Consider the following 24,913-nt stretch of genomic DNA (forward strand, 5'->3'; position numbering starts at 1 on the left):
GCCGCGGCTGGTTTTTTTATAGCTTTACAACGGACTATTAGCCGCGAGGTAACTGAATTTTTTTCTCTGGGCTTTGACGGTAAAGCACAATCGTATGACCAATTGTTTGTAATTTGGTGGCCCCTGTTTCGCGAACAATGGCATCAAAAATAAGCTTTTTTGTTTCACGATCGTCAGTTGGCACTTTCACTTTAATTAATTCGTGAATTTCTAATGCGCTTTGGATTTCAACTACTACGCCTTCGGTTAAACCGTTAGAACCTAGTAAAACTACAGGCTTAAGGCTATGTGCCTGGCCTTTTAAAAACTGCTTTTGTTTGTTTGATAATGTCATGATATTACAAATTTTGCTGAATATGGCTTGAATTAAGGGTATTCTAACGCCATCTAGAGAATATTACTAATTAGTTGCGTGTTAATTTATGACAAATAAAAAACAGTCAGCCAGTTCACAGCGTTGGCTTAAAGAACATTTTGATGATAAATATGTTCAAGAAGCGCAAAAAAAAGGCTGGCGCTCTCGAGCTGTTTTCAAATTAGACGAAATTCAAAACAGAGATAAGTTATTGCGTCCAGCAATGACAGTAGTTGATTTAGGCGCAGCTCCAGGGAGTTGGTCACAATACTTAGCAGAAAAAGTAGGTGACAAAGGCCAAGTGGTTGCGTGTGATATTTTACCTATGGATTCATTAGCGGGTGTTGACTTTTTACAAGGAGACTTTCGTGAAGAAGCTGTACTTGATGCGCTGTTAAAACGCATTGATGGTAAAAATGTAGATGTGGTATTGTCTGATATGGCACCTAACATGAGTGGTAATAACTCGGTTGATCAGGCCGGTAGTATGTACTTGGTTGAGCTTGCGCTTGATATGTGTCACCAAGTTTTAAAGAAAAATGGCGCGTTTATTGTTAAAGTATTCCAAGGTGAAGGCTTTGATCAGTATTTGCAAGATGTACGTAATAGTTTTAAAGCAGTGAAGATACGTAAACCGGATGCCTCGCGTCCCCGTTCTCGGGAAGTATATATAGTAGCGACTGGATACAAACTGTAGTACAGTTGCTTGGCGTTTAGTTGAATTTAAATTAATTGGATACAAGAGGTTAACCCCTTGAGCGATATGGCGAAAAATCTAATACTCTGGCTGGTTATTGCAGTTGTGCTTATGTCAGTATTTCAGAGCTTTAATGGCGGCGATCAAGTTGATCGTCAAACAAGTTACAGTCAATTTGTTAAAGATGCCCGTAGTGGCTCTATACAAGAAGTGTCTATTGAAAGTGGCAGTGGCACAATTACTGGCATAAAAAATAGTGGCGAGCGTTTTCAAACGATTATGCCGATTTATGATAAAGATATTTTAAATGATTTGTTAAAAAGCGATGTAAATGTCAAAGGTGTAAAACCTGAGGAACAATCGTTTTTAGCAAGCATTTTCATTTCTTGGTTCCCTATGATACTGCTAATTGGTGTGTGGATTTTCTTCATGCGTCAGATGCAAGGTGGCGGTGGCAAAGGAGCCATGTCATTTGGTAAGAGTAAAGCCCGCTTAATGAGTGAAGATCAAGTTAAAACGACCTTTGCTGATGTAGCAGGTTGTGATGAAGCCAAAGACGATGTAACCGAGCTGGTGGACTTTTTACGTGACCCTTCTAAGTTTCAAAAATTAGGCGGTAGTATTCCTAAGGGCGTACTTATGGTTGGCCCTCCTGGTACAGGTAAAACATTACTTGCGAAGGCGGTTGCCGGTGAAGCAAAAGTACCGTTTTTTACTATTTCAGGTTCTGATTTTGTTGAAATGTTTGTGGGTGTTGGTGCATCACGTGTACGTGACATGTTCGAACAAGCTAAAAAAGCAGCGCCTTGTATCATCTTCATCGATGAAATCGACGCAGTAGGTCGTAAGCGTGGTGCAGGTATGGGCGGCGGTCACGATGAACGTGAGCAAACGCTTAACCAAATGCTAGTTGAGATGGATGGCTTTGAAGGCAATGAAGGTATTATTGTTATTGCTGCGACTAACCGTCCGGATGTTCTAGATCCAGCATTACTTCGCCCTGGTCGTTTTGACCGTCAAGTTGTGGTTGGCTTACCAGATATTCGTGGTCGTGAGCAAATTCTAAAAGTACACATGCGTAAAGTACCGTTAGGTGATAACGTTGAAGCGGCAGTGATTGCTCGTGGTACACCTGGTTTCTCAGGTGCTGATCTTGCTAACTTAGTGAATGAAGCGGCTCTTTATGCAGCACGTGGTAATAAACGTGTTGTTAGTATGGCTGAATTTGACGCTGCAAAAGATAAAATCATGATGGGTGCTGAACGCAAGACCATGGTGATGAGTGAGCAAGAAAAAGAAATGACTGCTTACCATGAAGCAGGCCATGCCATTGTTGGTCGTATGGTGCCTGAGCACGATCCTGTTTATAAAGTATCTATTATACCACGTGGCCGTGCGCTGGGTGTGACGATGTATTTACCAGAGCAAGACCGTGTTAGTCACTCTAAAGAGCTGCTTGAGTCTATGATTTCTAGCCTCTATGGTGGCCGTATTGCAGAAGCCATTATTTATGGTGAAGATAAAGTAACTACAGGTGCAAGTAACGATATCGAACGTGCAACTGACATTGCTCGCAAAATGGTTACACAATGGGGTTTAAGCGAAAAGCTAGGTCCATTACTTTACGCTGAAGATCAAAACGAAATGTACATGGGTGGCGGCGGTGGTCGTTCTATGAGCATGTCGGACGAAACGGCCAAAGTAATTGATGCAGAAGTGCGTTTGTTCTCAGACCGCAACTATCAACGTGCAGAATCAATATTGAAAGAAAACATTGATATTTTACACGCAATGAAAGATGCACTGATGAAGTATGAAACTATCGATGCGAAACAGATTGATGATTTAATGGCGCGTCAGCCAGTACGTGAACCACGTGATGCGCATGACCGTCATGAAGCTAAACCTGAAAAGGAAGATGTTTCTAAAGATAAAGCTGTTGATGAAATACAAAAACCAACTAGCGAATCTAAAAACGACGACTCTAAACAAGATGAGTCTAAAAAAGATGAAACAAACCTTGATGATAAAGCGGAATAATCGTTAAAATAACGCATCCAAAAGCCCCGAAGTTCGGGGCTTTTTTGTATCAGTTTGCTGTAATTAATAAATTATACCAATGCGTTTAATAAAGTTAGCTACTTTGGATAGGAAAACCGTGCCTTGTTACCGTCCTACTTTCCTCGCTTAAAATGGTTAAGTATCATAACGAGTTGGTATTACACTGCAGAAACATATTTTAGGGTTAGCGATGAATAATAAAATTAACCTTGCACGTGGTCGAGTGCTTGAACTCAGCGAACCCGTTATTATGGGGATAGTAAACGTTACTCCTGATTCATTTTCAGATGGAGGCCAGTTTTTTAATACAACAGCTGCACTCAATCATGCGATGCAGTTACTTGATGAGGGTGCGACTATTTTAGATATCGGCGGTGAATCTACACGCCCGGGTGCTCCCGATGTCAGCCTTGAAGATGAACTACAGCGCGTTATCCCACTTATTAATGCTATTCGTAAGCAAAGTGATTGCGTTATTTCAATCGATACCAGTAAAGCTGAAGTCATGCGTCAAGCCATTGAAGCAGGTGCCGATATTGTTAATGATGTGCGAGCACTGCAAGAGCCTGGTGCAGTAGAGGTGGTTGCTCAGTATCCTGACGTAGTCGTGTGCTTAATGCATATGCAAGGACAACCGCGAAGTATGCAAAACGCTCCTCATTATGATGATTTAGCAAGCGAGATAAATGACTTTTTTAACCAGCGTATCGCCGCATGCGAAGCTGCTGGTATAAAACAAAGCCAGTTAATATTAGACCCTGGTTTTGGATTTGGAAAAACACTTAAACACAATTATCAAATATTGGCTCAATTTAATGACTATGCGCAGCTTGGCTTACCGCTGCTTGCGGGGTTATCACGTAAGTCAATGATTGGTAATTTACTCAACAGAGATACAAAAGATAGATTAGCTGGTAGTTTAGCTGGCGCATTAATAGCAGCACAAAACGGTGCGCATATTATTCGTGTGCATGATGTAAAAGAAACTGCAGACGTGCTTGGCGTATATCAAGCCTGCAAACAAGGAGTACTTTAATGCAAGAAAGAAAATATTTTGGCACAGACGGTGTGCGTGGTTTAGTAGGTCAAGGGCCTATTAATCCTGAGTTTGCAATGAAATTAGGTTGGGCTGCAGGGCGTGTATTATCACAACATGGCACAAAAAAAGTCATTATTGGTAAAGATACTCGTATTTCTGGTTACATGCTTGAAACTGCATTAGAGTCTGGTCTAATTGCTGCCGGCATTGATGTTATTTTACTCGGCCCTATGCCAACGCCTGCCGTTGCGTATTTAGCGCAAACGTTTCGCGCAGAAGCGGGTATTGTGATCAGCGCATCCCATAATCCTTATTACGATAACGGCATTAAGTTTTTTAATGGCCAAGGCCTAAAGCTAGATGATGTTGTAGAGCTGCAAATTGAAGCCATGCTTGACGAACCAATGACCTGTGTAGCCTCTGATAAGCTAGGTAAAGCAACACGCTTATCAAGCGCTGATGGCCGTTATATAGAGTTTTGTAAAAGTCAGTTTCCACAAGGCTTATCACTAGAAGGGCTAAAAATAGTTTTAGATTGCGCCAACGGTGCAACCTACCACATAGCACCTTCAGTTATGCGAGAGCTTGGTGCAGAGGTGATCACCCATGCGTGTGAGCCAAATGGGGTTAATATTAACCATGAATGTGGTGCAACTCACGTAGATACACTAAAGCAAAAAGTACTTGAGCATAAAGCAGATGTAGGTATCGCTTATGATGGCGATGGCGACCGGGTAATGATGGTTGATCATAATGGCCGCGTATTTGATGGTGATGATTTAGTTTACATTATTGCTTGCCAAGCCGCTCAAGATGACAACCTAGGTGGTGGTGTTGTTGGTACTGTAATGTCGAATATGGGCCTTGAAAATGCGTTAAAAGCTAAAAACATTGCTTTTGCTCGCAGTAAAGTGGGTGACCGTTATGTGATGGAACTACTGCAGCAAAAAGGCTGGAAAATAGGCGGCGAAAGCTCAGGTCATGTTTTAAATCTAGACTTAATTAGCACTGGCGATGGCATTATTTCAAGCTTACAAGTACTTGCTGCTATGGTGGCTCAAAACCGTACACTTCAAGATTTAGGCGCTGGATTTACTAAGTACCCAATGAAAATGATTAACGTGCGATACACTGCTGGTACCGATCCAACTCAAGCGCCAGAAGTGCTTGCTGCAGTGGCTGAAGTAGAGCAAAGCTTAGCAGATAAAGGCCGTGTATTACTTCGTAAGTCAGGTACTGAACCTGTTGTAAGGGTGATGGTTGAAGCAGAACAAGAAAAAATAGTTATCGATAGCGCACAGAAAATAGCAGCGGTTGTCGAATCTATGAGCAAACAAACTGATTGATAACAATAACCTCTTGTAACTTTGGGCGAGTCGAGTTAATATCTCGCCCGCTTTCTAATGTGGAGTGGAAAAATGGCAACACGCAAGGCGATGGTCGCAGGCAATTGGAAAATGAATGGTTCATTAGAACTCGTTGAGCAACTGTCTGATGCTATTAACAATGTTAAATCTTCTGAAGTAAACATTGTTTTATTTCCTCCGTTTCCACTGATATCAGCAATGATTGCAAGTGGTGTAACTACTGGGACACAAACAGTTTCAGAGAATACGCCAGGTGCCTTTACTGGTGAAGTAGATGCCCAGTTGGTAAAACAGCTAGGTGCAAAATATGTACTGGTCGGTCATTCAGAGCGCCGCAGTATATACAAAGAAAGTAACGATACCGTAGCCGCAAAATTTGCTCGCGCCCAACAAGTAGGTTTAACACCTATATTATGCGTAGGTGAGAGTGAAACAGAGCAAGAAAACGGGCAAACAGAACAGGTAGTTGCTGCGCAGATTGACGCAGTAATTAACAAATTAGGTGTAGCAGCACTGAAAGAATCTGTGATAGCATATGAGCCCGTTTGGGCTATAGGCACAGGTAAGACTGCATCGCCTGAACAGGCACAAAGTGTTCACAAATTTATCCGTGACAAAATTGCTTCATTAGACAGCGATTTAGCACAAGGGCTAACCATCTTATATGGTGGTAGCGTAAATGAAAAAAATAGCGAATTATTATTTGCACAAACAGATATAGATGGCGGCCTAATTGGTGGCGCAAGTCTAAAAGCAGAATCATTTACTGCTATCTGCAATAGTGCAAAAGGGACCGTATAAGATGTACGAAATTTTACTAGTAGTGTATTTAATTGTAGCTTTAGCGCTTGTTGGTATGGTTTTGATCCAGCAAGGTAAAGGTGCTGACATGGGCTCATCATTTGGTGCAGGCGCATCGTCTACTGTTTTTGGTTCTTCAGGAGCCGGTAACTTTATGACGAAAACGACAACAACTCTGGCAACTATCTTTTTTGTGCTAAGTATTGTTTTAGGTAACCTAACTGCCGGTCAAATCAAAAAGACTGACGAATGGGAAAACTTAGAAGCGGCTCCAGCTGTTGAAACTGTAACGCCAGTTGAAGAAGACGTTCCAGTAACATCAACTAAAGAGCAAAGCTCTGACGTACCAAATTAATTAGTTTAAATTGTTAAGTTGCTCTCTTTCCTCAAGTTAGCTTTAAGACTTAACGCTAAGCAATAGCTTAAAAAATGCGGATGTGGTGGAATTGGTAGACACGCTACCTTGAGGGGGTAGTGCTTTCGGGCGTGGGGGTTCAAGTCCCCCCATCCGCACCAAATATAAAAACCAGTAACAGCAATGTTACTGGTTTTTTTGTGCCTAAAATTTAAAATATTAAACAACTCTTTTTGGATTAATGTTGAACATTGAGTAGAACACTCTATATTTCAATTGTAAGTGTTTATGAAAGAATACTACTGTATATTTAACTTTATGTATAAAAAGCATCAAAAGTTAAAAATAAAGTTAACATTTTTGTATCTTAAGCCGATAATAACTATAGATAATTAAACGGGGTAAATTAATATGGCTTCAGGTTTCTCTTTTAAAAACCTCAGCATTACTAAAAAAATACATGCAATTACATCTATAGCGATAATCGCATTCTTAGTAATTGTTTTGGTTAATTACTTTGCTATGAACGAAAATCGCATATCACTTGATGAAATGGAGAAATCTTCTTATAAAGTTGCCAAATTAACCTTGGCTAATGTAAGCATTTTAGAAAAGTTAGATGAGTTATATACTCAGGCTGTAACGTTTGGCGAGCAAGATTTAGTAACAAAAGCGAGTGAAACTTACCAGCAGCTCATCATGAATATAGACGCAATAGAAACAATTAATGCATCTTATATTAATAGCGACACAAAAACGCGACTGACTAATTATGAGAAAATATCTGCAACGATTGCCAACGGTATGGTTAATGGCACGGCTGATTTTAGTAAAATACAACAACAGGCTCAGCTTAAAACAAGCCTTTATGAAGCTGTTTTAACTAGCTTTAAAAGTGCGCAGCAAAAAGCAGATGATCGCTTCTTCCAGCTTGTTGCTAATACAAAAGCACGCTCAGATGATGCACTTAACTTAATGCTGGTTGTTGCGGTTGTATCATTAACACTGTTGTTGCTTATGGCTATTTGGATTGCACGTAATATTGGTTCATCAGCCAGTGATGCCGCTAATAACCTGAGTCTTTTAGCAAGTGGTAAAGGGTCATTAAGTACAAAGCTTGCCGTTAACTCTGAAGATGAAATAGGTCAGGTATCAATAAACTTTAATGCATTCATTAGCTTGCTTAGAGAAACAGTTTTAGAAGTCATCGCGGTATGTGAACCGTTAATGGAAAATTCAACCCGTCTTGTACAGGGGATGGAGCGAGCTGAGCGAGCAACTACTAAGCAAACTACCGATGCCGATGTTGTTAAACAGTCTATGGAAGAGATGAAGCAAAGTGTTGGCGATATTTCACAATCAGCAGCAAGCGCATCTAATGCCGTGCAAACAGCAGAAAAAGAAGTAGATCAAAGCCGTGCTCAAGTAAAAATGTCTGTTAACGCATCGCGCACTCTAAGCGATGAAATTAATATAGCGGCCAACACCATTAATAAGTTAGCCGATGACACTAAAAATGTATCGCAAATACTAAATGTGATTACATCCATTGCCGAGCAAACAAACTTATTAGCCCTAAATGCCGCAATAGAAGCTGCACGCGCGGGTGAACATGGACGAGGCTTTGCTGTGGTTGCTGATGAAGTCCGTGAGCTTGCATCACGCACTGCACAGTCAACCAATGAAATTCGTGAGTTATTAAGTACGCTAAGTGTCGCTGCCAATGAATCTGTGACGGCTATGACCTCTGCAAGAGATATGGCAACCGATAATGCCAGTGCAGCAGAGCAAACCGGTGTTTCGATTGAAAAAATAGCCGAGCAAATACTAGAGATTAATGGTATGAACTCGCAAATAGCAGCAGCAACTGAAGAGCAAACCTCAGTTGCCGCAATGGTTGTAGATAACGTGTCTAATATGCATGTTTCATTCGAAGATACGATGAGCTCACTCAAAGCCGTAAGAGATGTGGCTAAAAACTTACATTACCTTTCAGATAACTTATTAGATGCAACTGCTAAGTTTAAAATTGATGAGTAGTCGTTAAGATATATTTTAACGTTCTATAAAGGTTGTAAAATGTAATAGGCATAAAAAAGCCCGCAATAAAGTATTTATTGCGGGCTTTTATTTTTAACTTAGCAGATTAATACTTACCTACCACTTTAACTTTATCACTTGCTTTGGCGCTATCGATATAACCAATCGCATCTGCATTAGCAGCTACAAAATCAATCACGGCTTGGTCATTATCCAGTTTACCTGGAGGTGTGCCTTTTCCAGTAAAAACCAGTTTTGACCAATAAGCATTTAACTGGCTGCCTGACTTACCAACAAGCTTGTCGTTAAATTCATCAGCTACCGCAGTACCATTTTGGTTAACAGGGTTTACTTTGGTGCCATCAGCAAATGATTTGCTCTTGCCAAGGTATATTTTTTTAATATCGTCTTGGCTTACTGCATTGGCATTCGCTGGGTTAACGATTACTGCAACTTCAGCAAATGCTGCAGTACTACATAGTGTTAGCATACTGGCTAAAATTAATTTCTTCATCATTCGCTCCAATTAAAATACTAAATCAACGCCAACGGCAACTACGTCAGTTTCAGTATTTGAGATATCATCTTTTAGGCGGCTAAAGTCTACTTTAAATGCAGCCATTGGGTGGAAGTCATAACGAGCACCAATCGTGTATACATTACTCTTAGCTTTAGAGCCTTCCAAAACTTGGTTAAGCCCAGCATTTAACGGCGGTACATTTGGTAGTGCATTATAACGATTACTATCATGCTCATCATCGTTGTTTTCATAGGTTAAATGAACAAGCCAGTCGTCCATACGGTAGCCTAAAGATGTGTAATATTGAGTTTGCTTAGCGAGCGCACTGTTATCTACTTCAAACTGTGTGTATTCAGCGTCGAACAAGATATTGTTGTAATCAATTGAAAAGCCAAGTGCTAAAAATGCACCATCGTCTTCGTCAATAGCAATACTGTTTGCTTGATCAACAAAACCTGAGTTACGAAGGGCTTGTTCTAAGCCATTAAGCGCCATACCTTCGGCCGTATCATTTTCAATCTCAATACTTGTTTCAGCAACAAAGTAAGCAGCGCGAGCACTGAACCAATCGTAACTCAATGTCCAGTTTAACCCTGCAATGTCGTTAAGCTCGGTATCACCGTTAACAGATACTACGGCAATGTTATCATCGAAGCTGCCGTAAATAACCTGAAGAGTAGAGTCCCAATCACCAAGTTGAGTTGTATGTAATAAGCTTAGGCCTTCATAGGTTGAAAACGGTAAGTTATATACAGACTGAGGTGGGCGCACCCAGCGGTAGGTATAGCCAACATCTAAAAAGTCAGAGTAGCGATAAAAAGGTGCACGCATTTTACCAGCACTGATTTGTAATTCGTCAGATATCTCATAAGTTAAGTATGCCCATTCAAAGTCGGCGTCAAAATCATTTTCGCCGCGAGCCACTATCTGCGCTGTAGCGGATAACTTCTCTTGCAGGTCAGCGGTTAGCTGAAGAGCAAACACGCTTTCATTTTTAAATGAAATATCATCATCATATCCATATAACGTTTGATCACTATCGAGCGACTTACCACCGACAATAGAAGCAAACCCATTAATACGAACTTCAGCACTCGCGTTACTTGTGGCAAGTGCGCAACAAATTGCTACTGCTACAGATAGTTTTTTCATTGTGTATCCTATTTAATTTCATGTGTATCCCGCTGCAGTATAAGATGAGTATTAACTTTTTTCTAATTAAAATTAATAAATTAAGTACTTTTCACTACTTTTTTGCAACAAGAACGCATGGCTGTGATTGAAAATTAAGGATTTTTTTATCTAAGGTAATGTAACCAACTGAGTTGTTTGAGTTATTTATGGTGGGATTATGTTTATTGCAGTACGCATTAAGTAGTAATTATTTTTTTAGTTATGAACGCGTATTTATATTTTTTAGGTTATCTTGGCACCAACGAATTGCCTGCTGTTTATTTTTGACCGCTATTTTTTTATAAATTTTATGTAAGTGTACTCTAACCGTAGCTTCACTTATAAATAAACTATCAGCAATAGCACTGGAATGAAGACCACTAAAGAGTAGGTTAAGCACTTTAATTTCTTTATCGGTTAGGTTACTTGTTTGCAAAGCATTTTTTTGCTCTGTATCGAGCATTTGGCGCATCCAAATATCACTGATTGTGCGTGGAAACCACAACTCTCCTTGTGTAATTGCATCTAACCCCCTGTTGAATAGCTCTTCATTGGTGTCTTGATAAAAAAGACCTTTTAAGTTTGGCCATTCTTTTAGTGAAATAACATCAGTATCTTTAGGAATATTAAAAATAACCAATCCCTGATAATTATTGATTTGTATAAAATGGCTCAGAAGTTCGTAATTTGTAAGCGTATTGAGTGCTGAATAGCTGACTAACAATATGTCGCTATTTAATGTTGTAAAAAATAACGGATTGTAGGGGGTGTTATTAAAAAGCATGTTTGCTGATTGCGTGTTCTGTTTTTTTGTCATGCTTTTCACCTAAAAATGGTTTTGCTTAATATTTAAATATAAAGGGTCTTTGGATATTGTCATAACTTCAAGTAGCTTTAATGTGTTTTTTACAATAAACCGGCTGTGTGATTAATGAGCAATATCGGTGGTGGTTAGTATTAAAGTCTTAATTTAAATTAGAACTGCGTCATTGTTTAGATAATTAGTTTAGGTTAAAAAGTTAAAAATTAATTTTTTTTGCTTAAACTAAAGTTAAATATACATATTGTAACTTTTATGTAATACAATACACTCCCAGAGGAAAGATGCATCTAAAGCATCTTTTTTTATGCCTACAATTTATGTTTACACAGCATAACGCATAATTAAATTAATACCCTTTGGAGAAAACCTTGAAATTACGCACCCTCTCACAGTTAAGTTTAGCGGTTATTGCAGCCCTAACAACTTCCGCAAATGCACAAGAAGCTAAAACGACAGCCAAACAAGACGCGTTTGAAAAAATTGAAGTGACAGCTCGTAAACGTACAGAGAGCTTGTTCGAATCTCCAACTGCGATTACATCAATAGGTGCTAACCTTATTGATAAAGCCAATATGGGTAACTTAGAAGATATTGGTAAATACGTTCCTAACTTAAACATTACTCGTTATGGTGTTGGTAATGCAGCACATGCCTCAGTGTTTATTCGTGGTATTGGTTTGCAAGATCACATTATAACAACCGATCCAGGCGTAGGTGTTTACCTAGATGGTGTTTACTTAGGTCGCCAAATGGGGTCTAACTTATCACTTCCTAATGTAGAGCGAGTTGAAGTTCTACGTGGGCCACAAGGCACACTTTATGGCCGTAACACATTAGGTGGTGCAGTAAACGTAATTACTAAACAACCTGGTGATGAAGGTATTCTAACAACAACCGCTAAAGTGGGCAGTCGTGGTCGAGTTGCGGGTGATATTTACTTTAATAATGCACTAACTAACGATCTAAGCATGTCAGCAAGTGCGTCATACAAACAACGTAATGGGGTAGGTACAGCGGTAAACTTAGCTAACCCTGAAAAAGAAATTGGTGAAGAGCAAGAGTTTAGTGGTCGTATCGCACTTAAATACGAAGCAACCAGTGATTTAGCGTTTACCTTCTCGCTAGATGGCGTTGATAATGAGTCAGGTCAATCGCCTTATACTATTGAACTGACAGATTCATTAGATTCAAATGATGTCTTTAATGGCGATTTCCCATTATTAACTGAAGACTTAATTCCTCAAAACCCTGATGATTTAGGCACAACGGTTGCAGGTATTGAGTCAACTTCATATTCTGGTTGGGGCACGTCATTTACAGCTGACTGGGCCATTAATAACACGTATACAGCTAAGTTTATTTCAAGCTACCGTACTTCTGAGTATGAAGGTGGCTTAGATGATGATGCATCACCACTTAACTTATCTGAGTTCCCAGAAGTAGGCGGTGCAGATCAATACTCTTTTGAAGTTCAGCTAAACGCAACGTTTGATAAGATGGACTTTGTATCGGGTCTATACTTCTTTAATGAAGATGGTTTTACTCGCTCAGAAGATTTTGTATTTAGCCCATTTAACACGCCAAATGGTCTATTGAATGATGGTGTTACTCCGTCATTTGGTGGTTTTGGCTTTTTTGAAATCAATCAAGAAACAAACTCATACGCAGCTTACATCAACGGTAGTTACGATTTAACTGATGATTTAACAATCGGCGGTGGTCTTCGTTACTCAGAAGATAAAAAAGATGCGAATGCTATTTTCCCAACCTTCCCTGAGCGAAAGGACATTAGTGCAGACTTTAATGCAGTAACATGGGACATTAATGCTTCATACCAGCTTAGCAATAATATGAATGTCTACGGTCAAGTGCAAAAAGGTTACCAAACAGGTGGCTTTCCACCGCGCCCATTTGGTGGTCCGGATCAGTTTGTATCGTTTGATGAAACCAAAGCAGTTAACTACGAGATTGGTTTAAAAGGCCAGGTACATGAAAATGTATCTATGATGCTTGCAATGTTTGTTACTGACTACACTGATTTAGCATTGCCATTCTCAGATCCAACCGCGGGCGGTGGCTTTGTAACTATCGTTGAAAATGCAGGCCAGTCTAAAGCGCAAGGTATTGAGCTTGAAACCACAATTGCACTAACCGACGACTTTACTATTCGCACTGCAGTAGGTTATTTAGATTCTGAAATTACAGAAGTGGCTGAGGGTGTACAAGGTATTGGTAAAGGTGACTCACCAGCACTGACACCTCGTTGGACAGTGATGGTTGCTCCATCTTACTTTGTTGATTTAAGCAATGGTGGCACTGTTGCATTAAATGCAAACTACTCGTACCGTAGCGAAATGCAAGGTCAGTCAGTTTTCAATAAAAGTGAAACGATTGATTCGCGTGAGCTAGTTGGTTTTAATATTTCTTACACTAATCCATACGGCGATATGGAAGTAACGTTATATGGTGAGAACGTATTAAACGAAGTTTACGATGTAGGTCGCCTGCAGCAAACTGGCTTTGTTGGCGTAATGCGCAGCAATGATCGTAGTGAGTTTGGTTTAAAATTCAAAAAAGACTTTGAACTATAATCTATAACTTGCTCTAAAAATAAAACAAAAAAGGTAAGCCATGGCTTACCTTTTTTTATGGTTAAAAATAATTAACCTTCTTTATGCTCTTCACGTGCTTGCTCAATTTCTGCCGCAATTTCACGTGCTTTTTGCTTAGTTTTTTCAGTTAGCTCGCCAGCCGCTTCTTTGCTTTTGATCCATGCATCAACAGCTACTTCTTTGCCGTCATCGTACATGTCTAAGCCCATCGCTTTACTCTCTTCGAGTAGCTCATTTAATGACTCGTCATTTTTAAGCTCATTGGTTTTTTCTTTAACGTCGTTCCACGTTTCGTTTAGCTTTTCTTGAACTTCAGCGCTCGTTTGTTTGGCGTCTTGTTTCACTTCGTTGGCATCTTCACACCCTGTTAGTGTAATTAAAGTGCCTAATAATGCTAAACCTGCTAATTTCTTCATTGACTATCTCCTTTAGTGAAAAATATATTTCAGAGGTAACTATACAACAATGAAAATGAACATAGCTGTAACAACACGATTAAGTTTTAAATTAATGGACGAAAATGATTGGCAGCAATTATATGAGCTCGATCAAGACCCAGCCGTTATGCAGTATTTGACTCAAGGTAAACCTACCACTCTTGAAGAGATAAAAATGAAAGCCATTCCAAGAATGCTCGCTTATCGCAATGAGCAACAAGGTTGGGGACTATGGCAAGTAACTCTGCGTGAAAGTAATACTTTTATTGGCTGGGTGCTTGTTCGGCCGATGGGCTTTTTTTCAGATACGCCTGACTTTAGTGATATTGAAGTAGGCTGGCGGTTTAAACGAGCGAGTTGGGGTAAGGGTTATGCAATTGAGGCGGCACAAGCGATTTGCTCAACGATTGAAAAACAGTCGCAAGTAAAGGCAATCAGTGCCACAGCGCTGACCGCCAACGTTGGCTCAATTAACATCATGAAAAAGCTCGGTATGCAGCTACAGCACTATTATATTCATACTGATGATGGCTCAAACTTAACTGCTGCGCTTTATTCAAAGCCGTGCAGTTGAGCTAAAACTTCCTAAGCCTTAAAAATGTAGCATCTAAATATTGACCTGATGTTTGTTACTATGCATTAATGTTTGCCATCAATGTATAAAAATAACCTAAGGATATGGGATGGGAGCACTTTTTTCACCAAGCAAGCTAATTATCAGTAGTATTGTGGTAATACAGTTATGTGTTTTTAATGTAGCGGCTAAACAGAGTGCCGTTGCCATGCCTGACACTTTTAGTGCACATGCTGCAAAAGCTGTGTTAGAACAGGGGGGGAACGCGGTTGATGCAGCCATTGCAGCACAGTTTGTATTGGCCGTTACGCTTCCCGAGGCGGGTAATATTGGCGGCGGTGGGTTTATGCTTATTCATAAGGATGGCCAAGGTGATTTTATAGATTACCGTGAAACTGCACCGAACGCCGCACATCGTGATATGTATTTAGACGCGCAAGGGCAAGTTATTGCTAATAAATCTATTTATGGTATTCATGCCAGTGGCGTACCTGGGAGTGTTGCTGGTATGTGGCTAGCACATAAGAAGCATGGCACACTTCCTTGGAAAACCTTAGTACAACCTGCGGTTACATTAGCTGAGCAAGGTTTCGTGGTGCCCGAAAAGTTGGCTCAGTTAATTAAGGGCTACATAGAGCACCTAAACAATAAAAATATTAAAGTAAACTTTGTCAGTTATTTTGCAGGCGCTACATCAGGTAAGCTTTTTAAACAACCTGAGCTTGCAGCGACACTCAAACGCATTCGCGATAATGGCCAAGATGGTTTTTATCAAGGTGAAACTGCAACGATCATCGCAAACTTTATGAAGCAACATGGCGGTATTATTACTCAAGACGATTTAAAAAATTACCGCGCAAAGTCTCGTACTCCTATAAAAGCTAACTGGAACGGCTATCAAGTGCTTACTTCACCGCCACCAAGCTCCGGCGGTATTGCTATATTACAATGGCTTAAAATGTATGAGCTTAAAAAGCCCATAGCTGCACCATCACATAATTCAGTTGGGTATGTGCACTTACTTGCTGAAATAGGTAAGCGAGTGTTTGCTGATAGGGCAGAATACTTAGGCGATCCTGATTTTTACCAAGTGCCTACAGCTAAGTTACTTGCAGAAAACTATCTTAAAAACCGCAGCAATAGTATAGATTTAAAGGCCATTTCTACCACTGAAAATATTAAACCGGGTTTAAAAGAAAGCGAACAAACCACTCACTTTTCTATTATTGATAACATGGGGAATGCCGTTGCTAATACCACCACCATCAATTTAGGGTTTGGTAGTGGCGTAGTCGTAGAAGGTGCTGGCTTTATTTTAAATGATGAAATGGATGACTTTAGCGCTAAGCCCGGGGTTATGAATGTATTTGGCGCCATTGGCGGAAAAGCGAATGAAATTCAGCCACATAAACGTATGTTAAGCTCTATGACTCCAACCATTTTACTCAGTAATAACAAGGTGAAAATGGTAACAGGGTCGCCTGGAGGCACCACAATTATTAGTTCAGTGTATCAATCAATACTCAATGCGATTGAATTTAATATGAGCGCAAATGAAGTAGTAAATAGCCCGCGTTTTCACCATCAGTTATGGCCTAAAAATGTGATTAGAGCGCACTCGGGTTTGGAGTCCTCAGTAAAGCAACAGCTAATAAAAATGGGTTATACAGTGGATGAGCGTCACTTTGGTGATATGCATGTGATTATCAATAATGATGGCAAATTAGATGCGGCGTCTGAACAAAGCGGAAGAGGGCAAGCGATAGTATTTTAACGTTAACAATTGACGTTTGAATGGTATGCACCCCAAAACCATCATTGGGGTGCACACATTAGAACAACTATAGGGGCTAGCCTATAGCCGGTATAAGTCCTGCCATTTGCAGGCATTGTGCGCTAATAATTGAAATACCACACAAAGCGGCTATGGCCAAACCAATATTACCACTGCGTACTTTATAGCCTTCTTTTTCAATCCCCTGACGCTGCTTGTACACCATGCTAACAGGTAAAAATACTGCCAATATAACCAAAGCAATGGCTGCATAGCCTAATGCCATAATAAATCCTTGCGGGTAAAATAAAGCAAATCCAAGAGGAGGAACAAAAGTAATAAGTGCTGTTTTAATTCTATCAGCCCCCGTGTCTGCTTTTTTGAATGTGTCAGCAAAAAAGTCAAATAACCCCAAGCTTACCCCTAAAAATGACGTTGCTAGAGCTAAGTCGGCAAAGAGTTTAACCGCAGTAGAAACATTGGCGTTATTGGCAATATTGGCCACACTGGCTACAAACCCAGTTAACCCTTCGCTTTGTAGTAATTGATCTTGGCTCATTATGCCTTGGCTTAATACTTGCCAAAATACATAAATAACCAGTGGTAAAGAGGCGCCTGCAATCATAACCTTGCGCAAGGTTTTTATATCAAGCCCGACATATTTAACAATAGAAGGAATTGAGCCATGAAAACCAAAAGAGGTGAATACCACCGGGATAGCCGACAGTATCAGCCCCTGCTCAACAGGCATTTCCAATAAGTGTTGGCCATGTACATAAGGTGTTAGCATATAAAACAAGCTAGCCAAAACTACTATTTTTACACTAAATAGTACTCGGTTAAGCTTATCAACTTTACTAGTGCCTAAAGTCACCACACCTGCAATCAATACGGCTAAAATAACGGAGCCTAATTGTGGAGCAATACTAAGATTAAACCCAGTATTAATGCGCTCTTGTAGCTGAGCACCACCACCGGCTATGTAAGCAGCGCACAGTGCATAAAATAAGAATATCATCGAAAAGTTAGCTACATACTGGCCACGTTTACCAAGCCAAAGCTTAGCCAGTGTATTTAAAGTCGCATCGCGAGGGGCATATTGGTGCAGCTCCAACATAAGTAATGCAGTGTAGGTCATTAGTAACCAACAGCCGACAATTAACACCATTGCCGTATTAAACCCGAGCCCCGCAGAGGCGATTGGTAGGGCAAGCATACCCGCGCCTATGGTAGTTCCTGCAACAATTAACATGCTACCTATTGTTTTATTTTTAAGCACTTAATGATCCTGATCAAACGTGAGAGACACGCAAGATATAACTAGTTGTGCAAAACTTAAATAGTTTTGTCATAAAAGAGACAAAATAAAATGTAATCTTCTATTTACAACTGTATTAAAAAAGCCAAAATCATTAAAAAATGAAATTTAACTTATTAATATAAATGAAAAAATAAAAAGCCAAATGTTAATAACTAAATGGTTAGAGTATTGGTTTTTCACAATAGAGGCATGATTAAATTGATAGGTATTGACCGAAAGTGCTTAAATTACACATTCGGCCATTAAAGGAGGGAGCTTAACTTACATTTTTGCTATTTGAATCACCAAGCGGCGGTTTTTATCTCGGCCTAAAATATTGTCATTGGTATCTACAAAGCGTTTTTCACCAAAACCTTCAGTAACCACTTTAGCTTCATCAACGCCTAAGCCAACCATGTAATCTTTAATCGCCTTAGCACGGGTTCTAGATAAATCGAGGTTATTCCAGCGACCGCCATAACTATCGGTGTACGATGCAATATTGATTGATTCTATACTCGGGTCGTTTTTTAAATATTCAGCAATTTTATCGAGGCGCTGCTGCGATGACTTGGTTAACTTACTGCTATTCGATTCATAATTCATTATAGTGAACGAAATATCTTCAAAATTGTATGGCAGCAATTCGTCTCGGCATTGTAAAAACGCCCAATACGCTTGCTTAAAATTAACATTAGACATACCCACGGCAATTTTATCGGCACTATTTTGCCAGTCCTGGTAGTAAAAAGTGGGTTGGTTGCCTTTTTCAAGCTCAGTCAGCATTTCCCATGCTGTTTTATTGCCTAATTCACCATCAAACTTTTTAAGTAATTTCATATCAGCAATATCACGGGCAGGGCGGCCTGCTCGCCAGCTAGGTGGTACCGCTTTTAAACCGGCAATCGCGTAATTTTCTGGGCGCACGACCATGTCTAAATTAAAAGTGAGATCTTTGTTTTTACTGGCTGATGCTTTAAAAACAGCTTCACCATAGTAGGGAACTTCATGATTTAATTGGCATTGCAAGCGAGTTGTTTTAACCAAGTTCCAATTTGAATTATCTTGGTTAGCCGTGTACTGGCGCATTGCTGCAGTTGTATTCAAACTATACAGCACACTACTAATGCCTAGGCTAATAAATAACAACTTACACTTCATCGAGAATTCTCCAGTTATCTAGCTCTGCCAAAAAAGTGACAAAAACCGTAAAATATTACGCAACAGCAAATAATTCAGCGTAAACGCTAATTACTAAGCAAGTAACATGCCTATAGTTTAACTGTAATTAATCAATAAATCCCCTAGCCGACAGGCCATCAATTTTGACATAATAGACAGCTAATCCCTATAAACCAAGAATACTATGGCAAATACTGAGCAAACACTTTTCGCACAACGCTTTCGTGGCTTTTTTCCAGTGGTTATTGATGTTGAAACCGCCGGTTTTAACAAAGAAACCGACGCATTACTAGAAATTGCAGCATCCGTTTTAAAAATGGATGACGAAGGACTGCTTAGTATCGATCATACCGTTCATTTTCATGTGCAACCGTTTGAGGGTGCAAACATTGAGCAAGCTGCCATTGAGTTTAATGGGATTGAGCCTTTTTCAGCACTGAGAGGGGCAGTCCCTGAAGAAGAGGCGATTAAAGAAATTTGTAAAGTAGTGCGCAAAGCGCAAAAAGCTGCAGGGTGCCAGCGCTCTGTGGTCGTTGCTCATAATGCCGCTTTTGATCACGGCTTTTTAAATGCGGCTATTGAGCGTAATAATATCAAGCGCACACCATTTCATCCGTTTGTTAGTTTTGATACCACATCACTTGCTGGTTTGGCATTAGGGCAAACGGTACTAGCTAAAGCGTGTCGCGCAGCAGGGATAGAGTTTGATAATAAACAAGCACACTCTGCGTTATACGATACAGAACGTACTGCTGAACTGTACTGTTTAATTGTTAATCGTTGGCAGCAACTAGGTGGTTGGCCACTTGCTGTAGACGAAACACAACAGAGCGAAGACGAAGCAAACAACCAAGATTAGAAACTCAGCTCATAATAGTGAATACTTACTTTGTGGGGCTGAGTCAGTCTTAATAAGCGTTATTAAAACGATTGCGTTATTTTACCTTCACTATGAGTGATTAAATGTGGTGGGTAATTACGCGAAAAGCTAATTGATTCTCGTGCAATTTTAAGCTCTACCCCAGGGTGCATAAGCTCATTAACTTTTAAGCGACTGAGCGCTAAAAGCTGCGTCATTTTCTTTCTTAGCAACTGCTTTTGCTGATTGATGCTGGCGCTTCGGTTTGCTATGTGTTCTTCATTCGTTGTTATTTTATTCAAAAACTGCTGACGCTGTGCGCTTGCAACTTGTTTATTAATTCGCTGGCGCGCTTGCTGTAGCTCAATTGATTTACTAATTAGAACTTTTTCAAAGTCAGTAATTTGCGCTTGTTTTTGTTTTAGCACGTACCAGCGCTGTGCGATACAAACACGGGTTTTAGTTCCTGCTGGTGCTCCTAACTCGCCTGTTTCAATACGCATTGCATCAAGAATATGGCCACCAATAATTTTACCTTTGGGATCTTTTGCATTGCCCACCCTAATTAGATTTCCGGCACTCAAGTCACAATGTAATGATTGGCGATCTATTAATAAGTTTTGCTCCGTTTTTATGTCGCAGTATTGAGAGTAACCAAGCGCAACGGTTCGTTTAGCTAAAATAGAACAGGTAAATGGCTCATCGGCTTCTCGCTTTCTGCCAATTGCACCCTTTACTATTGTGATGGCGCTATCACTTTTGAGCTGCGCCGATTCAACAAAGCCTAAAACAGTAATATCGCCGCTGGCGGTCACGCGCATGCCATCTTTTATATCACCACTGACTATAATACTGCCATCAAATTCAACATGGCCAGTACTTGGATCAATATTGTGAAAGCATAAAACATCATCAACACGCATACCACGGGGAAGGGCAACCGGTACGCCAGTACAGTCGGCAATTAATAAGTTGGGGTTGTCAGGCGCAATTTTAGTGCCGTCAAAAGGTTGTAATTTATGCTCTTTGCCAGGGGTTGCAGTTAGCACATCTCCAAACACAGTAAACCCATCAACCCCCGATGTTGCTGGAATGCGCCGCATTAATTCACAACCAGGTTTTACAGTAATAATATCACCTAGGTTTCTCATATCGACTTTACCACCGCCTTTAGCCTGTGGGCTAAGTACGCGGTCTTGCGCTGTGCAGCAAAGGCGTACAAATTTTGCATCGTTACCCACTTTAGGTGCACGACCAAAAGCGACTTCGGCGCAATGCGTACTTCCTGGGGGTTGTTCGAACTGTTGCGCCAATAACTGTTCTAATGCATGAGAGCTAATGCCTTTTACAACCCCTGCTTGTGAGAACTCTTCAATCGCTTGTTCCATGCTAAGCAATTTACCGCCCTTGGCAGTAATAAGGGTAGCTTCAACGAGCATATTCTTTTCATCGATGTTTATGGTTAGCTTTGCATCAATGGCTTGAGCAATTACTAAAGAGGGGGCTTCTTCGGCGTTATTTTGAGCAAACAGCTTACCAATATTGCTAGCAATAACCTCACACTCGCAATATTCTGACTGGCCAATTAATTCAATAAGCTGTGTTGCTGTTGAGGCTAAACCTGAAACATGAGGGTGTGAAACTAAAGAGATATACCCCGTTTGCTCATTAAAAGAAAAAACCGACATTTATAAATCCTCTAGGTAATATGTCTGTTATTATTTTTTATAATTTATTAGACCAAGGTCTAGCCTTGCATTTGAGCATAAAGCACCATCATTGTTAAGTAATTGTTTCTTAATTGTCCAATATTTTACATTTACATGTGTGTTTGATGCATGATTAACCAACCAATAAAATAAAACGCCTAAGGTGTTGAGTATTCGTAGGTTACTCGGTTATACTGCTTGGACACTCTGAATGAGTAACCTTATTCAGGGGCTGATTAGGATTCGACGGAATTCAAGAAGCCCGAGGTGCATGTCGAGGTGCGGTTTGCCTCGTAAAAAAGCCGCAATTTAAAGTAATCGCAAACGACGATAACTACTCTCTAGCAGCTTAGGCTGGCTAGCGCTCCTTCCATGTATTCTTGTGGACTGGATTTTGGAGTGTCACCCTAACACCTGATCGCGACGGAAACCCTGGCCGGGGTTGAAGCGTTAAAACTAAGCGGCCTCGCCTTTATCTACCGTGTTTGTCCGGGATTTAAAGGTTAATTAAATGACAATACTAAACATGTAGTACCGACGGTCGAGGCTTTTCGGACGGGGGTTCAAATCCCCCCAGCTCCACCACTTTAAAGTGATACAAAACAGCCAGTTAGAGCATTATGCTTTAACTGGCTTTTTTATTTCTATTGCATTTGTCCACTCAGTGCCCACATTAATTATAACTCTCTTTATGCCCCAGCACCGCAAGCGGCGCTAAAGCATATAGAGAGTTATAAAAAGAGGTTTATCAAAGGGGAGCGCGCTGCGCTCGGGTTATGTGCCTAGGTAAAGTATTGAACGCTTCGCGGCTGCGGCCATTTTAGATTGATCGGAAGCTTTATATTTGTGTGTGGCCTACATGCGTAAACGCATAAGGTGCAATCGAAACTATGGTTTTAAACCAGGATAATAAGTGGGTTTTGCAATCATTTTTGCTTTGCCGGTTGCAATCCTGGCTATGCTTTTGCCATCAAAAAAGTTGCACTTTAATCATAACAGTCAGCTCTCTTTGAACTTTATTAATGGTTTCAGTTTTAAAAAGGCTGCCTATAAATGGCACATCTTTTAAAATTGGTACTCCTTTTTGGCTTTTTCTACTTTCCTCACTAACTAGCCCACCTAAAACGATAGTTTGGCCATTAGATACAGAAACGGTTGTTTGTATTGAGCGTTGGTTTGTAATTATATCACTTGCAAAAGTTGAGTCTGTAACGCTTGATGACTCTTGGTTGATTTTTAATATTACGCTGCCATTTTCGAGTACATGAGGGATAACGCTCAGTGAAACACCTACGTTTTGGCGTTCAATTCTTGTTGAAACTCTACCGCCATCGGTGGTGTCCTGAGCAATTAAAAAAGGTACGTTTTGTCCAACAGATATAGCACCACGCTCTCTATCCATAACAAGGAGTGTTGGCGTAGATAAAATTTTAGTGTGTTTTTCGGTTGATATAGCATTTATTACAGCACGTAAATCACCACCTGATGAATAGACCGCAGAGCCTCCAGTTAAAGGCTGGGTGGAAGTTAAAGCGCCTAGAAGGTTTGATGTTAAGGTAAAGCCTGTATTCTTTAATGCTGTTGATAAGTCTATACCAATAGATGAACCATCCCCTGCATCAGTTTCCATAATAACGGCTTCAATTAAAACTTGTCTGATATTCTTATCTAGGGCGCTTCTTAGGTTTGCTAGATTTTCATGAGCCTCAGGAGTAGTAATTACTAGTAATGAATTTGAATTTGGAAGAGGGGTTACGCTTGGTATTTGAAATTTTACATCATCAACTTTTTCCATAAACTTCTTGTCTGATTCAGGTGTTTCAATTGCTTGTTTAAATAAAGGAAGCAGCTTGTCGTTTTGTATATGAGTAAAGCTATAAACTCTAGACTGTAGAGCGCCAACGGTTACGATCTGATTTTCATCGCTTTCAACACGAATATAATCACCGTAATTTAAAACAATTAAATTATTCGATTTGCAAATTTGTTCTAGTAATAAAATAACGTCCATATTACTTAATTTAGGTATATGTGCAGTTACCAATGTTTGGCTTGCTGATTGAGAAACAATAACAGACTTTCCAGTAGCATCTGACACCCAAGATGTTAGATCTGTTATCGGTGCATTCTTTAATTGAAAAGCAGTCTCACAGAAGCTTGAAAAGGATATAAGTAGCAAACTAACAAAAAATATTTTCATTAGAATCTCCTTTGTTTAATTGGATATTGCAAGGAGTAACTACTTTAATTTTATAGCCTTTAGCCACTAAAAATTCTGAACTTATGGCATTGCCACTGGAAGTTTGAATTATAAAATTAGTAGCATTAGGTAATTCACTAAAAGATGTGATTTTATAATCTTTAAAATTAATTTTTGTATCAATAATTGATGGTTTGGAGGTATCTGGCATTACTGTTTCAGGTTGTGAAAAATAAATGTAGAGCATCGGTAAAAGTGCGCCTAAGAATAATAATTTGGTTTTAGAGTGCTTTTTTAGATAAACTTTTGTAAGGCGCATAATGTTCCTTGCTGTCATAGGTAGTTGATAGCGGCCATGTGTGTAATAGCTTGGTAAAACTGTATATGTTCCATGTTCGTAGTCAGGTGAAAAGATTTGCTTAGTGTCATAACAACTATAAAGACGGATGCCGACTGTAACCCATTTATCAACAGTTAAAGAAGTTGGCAAAGTGCCGTATTTGACTATTCCGAAATGGATTTTTGGTAATGGTAATTTTGAGCCTGTCAAAACTTTAAATAGGCCGCCAATAAAGGGAATATTCAGCTTGTCTGTCCGCCTGCAATGAACAACTAACTCACCTAGCGCTTCTCTAGCTTGCTTATCTACAAGGCTAATATTTTGTATAAGAAAATCAATATCCCAGCCTTTTTTGCGAGCATGTAAAAACCAGTTAATAATCTCCTGTCGTGATTTATCATTCCATGTTCGAGAATTAAACCAAGTACCACATTCATCAAGAACGATAAGGCCATTTTTTGATTCATCATATGAGTGGTTGCCAATCCCGATCGTTTCAAAATCAAATAATTCAGGCTTATCTGGTAGCCTATAAAGACGCGTGTTTTTTTTATCGCGACCTATCATGTTCACAAGGTTTATATTTAGATTCGTAGCAACTGGCAGACCTTTTTCAAGCCTTTCTTTAATTCTATTTACTGAATTTAGTGATTTTCCAGCGCCTAATTTACCTGTAATAAAGTGTACGGGCATAA

General features: G+C 39.9%; 21 protein-coding genes, 1 tRNA gene and 1 other RNA gene. 13 read left to right on the forward strand and 10 right to left on the reverse strand.

The annotated features are described in order from the left end of the window. Positions 1 to 37: 37 nt before the first annotated feature. The gene (gene yhbY, locus CWB75_RS16040) at positions 38 to 334 is read right to left on the reverse strand and encodes a ribosome assembly RNA-binding protein YhbY (RefSeq protein ID WP_008112687.1); all 297 of its coding nucleotides are present in this window, start codon (positions 332 to 334) and stop codon (positions 38 to 40) included. A gap of 88 nt (positions 335 to 422) precedes the next feature. On the opposite strand from yhbY, the gene rlmE reads away from it, so the two are divergent. From rlmE to CWB75_RS16080, 8 genes are all read left to right on the forward strand, one after another. Further along, the gene (rlmE, locus tag CWB75_RS16045; protein WP_010388002.1) at positions 423 to 1,052 is read left to right on the forward strand and encodes a 23S rRNA (uridine(2552)-2'-O)-methyltransferase RlmE; all 630 of its coding nucleotides are present in this window, start codon (positions 423 to 425) and stop codon (positions 1,050 to 1,052) included. 66 nt (positions 1,053 to 1,118) lie between these two features. Next, positions 1,119 to 3,092 carry an ATP-dependent zinc metalloprotease FtsH gene (gene ftsH / locus CWB75_RS16050; protein ID WP_054201681.1) on the forward strand — a complete coding sequence of 658 codons (1,974 nt, stop codon included), beginning with the start codon at positions 1,119 to 1,121 and terminating at the stop codon, positions 3,090 to 3,092. 211 nt (positions 3,093 to 3,303) lie between these two features. Then, positions 3,304 to 4,149 (forward strand): dihydropteroate synthase, encoded by an 846-nt coding sequence (gene folP, locus CWB75_RS16055; protein WP_138571175.1) that lies wholly within the window; start codon positions 3,304 to 3,306, stop codon positions 4,147 to 4,149. Continuing rightward, positions 4,149 to 5,498: a phosphoglucosamine mutase gene (gene glmM / locus CWB75_RS16060; RefSeq protein WP_138571176.1), complete on the forward strand. Its 1,350-nt coding sequence runs from the start codon at positions 4,149 to 4,151 to the stop codon at positions 5,496 to 5,498. Before folP ends, glmM begins: the two co-directional genes overlap by 1 nt. Positions 5,499 to 5,570: 72 nt before the next feature. Next, the gene (tpiA, locus tag CWB75_RS16065; RefSeq protein ID WP_054201678.1) at positions 5,571 to 6,320 is read left to right on the forward strand and encodes a triose-phosphate isomerase; all 750 of its coding nucleotides are present in this window, start codon (positions 5,571 to 5,573) and stop codon (positions 6,318 to 6,320) included. Between the two features lies 1 nt (position 6,321). Further along, positions 6,322 to 6,675: a preprotein translocase subunit SecG gene (secG, locus tag CWB75_RS16070; RefSeq protein WP_010388009.1), complete on the forward strand. Its 354-nt coding sequence runs from the start codon at positions 6,322 to 6,324 to the stop codon at positions 6,673 to 6,675. A gap of 76 nt (positions 6,676 to 6,751) precedes the next feature. Continuing rightward, positions 6,752 to 6,836, forward strand: a tRNA-Leu gene (locus CWB75_RS16075). Positions 6,837 to 7,086: 250 nt separating this feature from the next. After that, entirely contained in the window at positions 7,087 to 8,715 is a 1,629-nt protein-coding gene (locus tag CWB75_RS16080) for a methyl-accepting chemotaxis protein (protein WP_054201677.1), read from the forward strand. A gap of 106 nt (positions 8,716 to 8,821) precedes the next feature. Here the strand turns inward: CWB75_RS16080 and CWB75_RS16085 are convergent, their stop codons facing one another. The 3 genes from CWB75_RS16085 to CWB75_RS16095 form a co-directional block, all read right to left on the reverse strand. Next, positions 8,822 to 9,229: a type 2 periplasmic-binding domain-containing protein gene (locus tag CWB75_RS16085; protein ID WP_138571197.1), complete on the reverse strand. Its 408-nt coding sequence runs from the start codon at positions 9,227 to 9,229 to the stop codon at positions 8,822 to 8,824. Between the two features lie 12 nt (positions 9,230 to 9,241). Continuing rightward, the gene (locus CWB75_RS16090) at positions 9,242 to 10,387 is read right to left on the reverse strand and encodes a porin (protein WP_010388012.1); all 1,146 of its coding nucleotides are present in this window, start codon (positions 10,385 to 10,387) and stop codon (positions 9,242 to 9,244) included. A 241-nt stretch (positions 10,388 to 10,628) separates the two neighbouring features. Beyond that, a complete protein-coding gene (locus CWB75_RS16095; protein WP_138571177.1) occupies positions 10,629 to 11,225 on the reverse strand; it encodes a LuxR C-terminal-related transcriptional regulator in 597 nt (198 codons plus the stop codon). Between the two features lie 374 nt (positions 11,226 to 11,599). Here CWB75_RS16095 and CWB75_RS16100 point away from each other — a divergent pair, with 374 nt between their 5' ends. Next, on the forward strand, positions 11,600 to 13,822 hold the full coding sequence (locus CWB75_RS16100; protein ID WP_010388016.1) for a TonB-dependent receptor: 2,223 nt from the start codon (positions 11,600 to 11,602) through the stop codon (positions 13,820 to 13,822). A 71-nt stretch (positions 13,823 to 13,893) separates the two neighbouring features. On the opposite strand, the gene CWB75_RS16105 is transcribed toward CWB75_RS16100, so the two are convergent. Beyond that, entirely contained in the window at positions 13,894 to 14,259 is a 366-nt protein-coding gene (locus CWB75_RS16105; RefSeq protein WP_010388018.1) for a hypothetical protein, read from the reverse strand. 49 nt (positions 14,260 to 14,308) lie between these two features. Between CWB75_RS16105 and CWB75_RS16110 the strand changes: the two genes are divergently transcribed. Together CWB75_RS16110 and ggt are read left to right on the forward strand one after the other, a co-directional pair. Then, entirely contained in the window at positions 14,309 to 14,854 is a 546-nt protein-coding gene (locus CWB75_RS16110; RefSeq protein ID WP_138571178.1) for a GNAT family N-acetyltransferase, read from the forward strand. Positions 14,855 to 14,963: 109 nt separating this feature from the next. Further along, the gene (gene ggt, locus CWB75_RS16115) at positions 14,964 to 16,628 is read left to right on the forward strand and encodes a gamma-glutamyltransferase (protein WP_138571179.1); all 1,665 of its coding nucleotides are present in this window, start codon (positions 14,964 to 14,966) and stop codon (positions 16,626 to 16,628) included. Positions 16,629 to 16,704: 76 nt separating this feature from the next. Here the strand turns inward: ggt and CWB75_RS16120 are convergent, their stop codons facing one another. Continuing rightward, positions 16,705 to 17,907 (reverse strand): aromatic amino acid transport family protein, encoded by a 1,203-nt coding sequence (locus CWB75_RS16120; protein ID WP_082424814.1) that lies wholly within the window; start codon positions 17,905 to 17,907, stop codon positions 16,705 to 16,707. Between the two features lie 303 nt (positions 17,908 to 18,210). After that, the gene (locus CWB75_RS16125; RefSeq protein WP_055013010.1) at positions 18,211 to 19,089 is read right to left on the reverse strand and encodes a flagellar protein MotY; all 879 of its coding nucleotides are present in this window, start codon (positions 19,087 to 19,089) and stop codon (positions 18,211 to 18,213) included. Between the two features lie 205 nt (positions 19,090 to 19,294). On the opposite strand from CWB75_RS16125, the gene rnt reads away from it, so the two are divergent. After that, on the forward strand, positions 19,295 to 19,969 hold the full coding sequence (rnt, locus tag CWB75_RS16130) for a ribonuclease T (RefSeq protein ID WP_109874316.1): 675 nt from the start codon (positions 19,295 to 19,297) through the stop codon (positions 19,967 to 19,969). A 62-nt stretch (positions 19,970 to 20,031) separates the two neighbouring features. On the opposite strand, the gene CWB75_RS16135 is transcribed toward rnt, so the two are convergent. Continuing rightward, positions 20,032 to 21,657, reverse strand: coding sequence for a flagellar assembly protein A (locus CWB75_RS16135; protein WP_138571180.1), 1,626 nt, complete (start codon positions 21,655 to 21,657; stop codon positions 20,032 to 20,034). A 249-nt stretch (positions 21,658 to 21,906) separates the two neighbouring features. On the opposite strand from CWB75_RS16135, the gene ssrA reads away from it, so the two are divergent. Continuing rightward, positions 21,907 to 22,263: a transfer-messenger RNA gene (gene ssrA / locus CWB75_RS16140) on the forward strand. A gap of 385 nt (positions 22,264 to 22,648) precedes the next feature. Here the strand turns inward: ssrA and CWB75_RS16145 are convergent. Both CWB75_RS16145 and CWB75_RS16150 read right to left on the reverse strand, forming a co-directional pair. Next, on the reverse strand, positions 22,649 to 23,878 hold the full coding sequence (locus tag CWB75_RS16145; protein ID WP_138571181.1) for a secretin GspD/PilQ domain-containing protein: 1,230 nt from the start codon (positions 23,876 to 23,878) through the stop codon (positions 22,649 to 22,651). Next, positions 23,859 to 24,911, reverse strand: a complete 1,053-nt coding sequence (locus CWB75_RS16150) for a zonular occludens toxin domain-containing protein (RefSeq protein ID WP_138571182.1) — start codon at positions 24,909 to 24,911, stop codon at positions 23,859 to 23,861. Before CWB75_RS16150 ends, CWB75_RS16145 begins: the two co-directional genes overlap by 20 nt. Positions 24,912 to 24,913 lie beyond the last annotated feature (2 nt).

The organism is Pseudoalteromonas sp. S1608, assembly GCF_005887265.1.
Lineage (GTDB): Bacteria > Pseudomonadota > Gammaproteobacteria > Enterobacterales > Alteromonadaceae > Pseudoalteromonas > Pseudoalteromonas undina.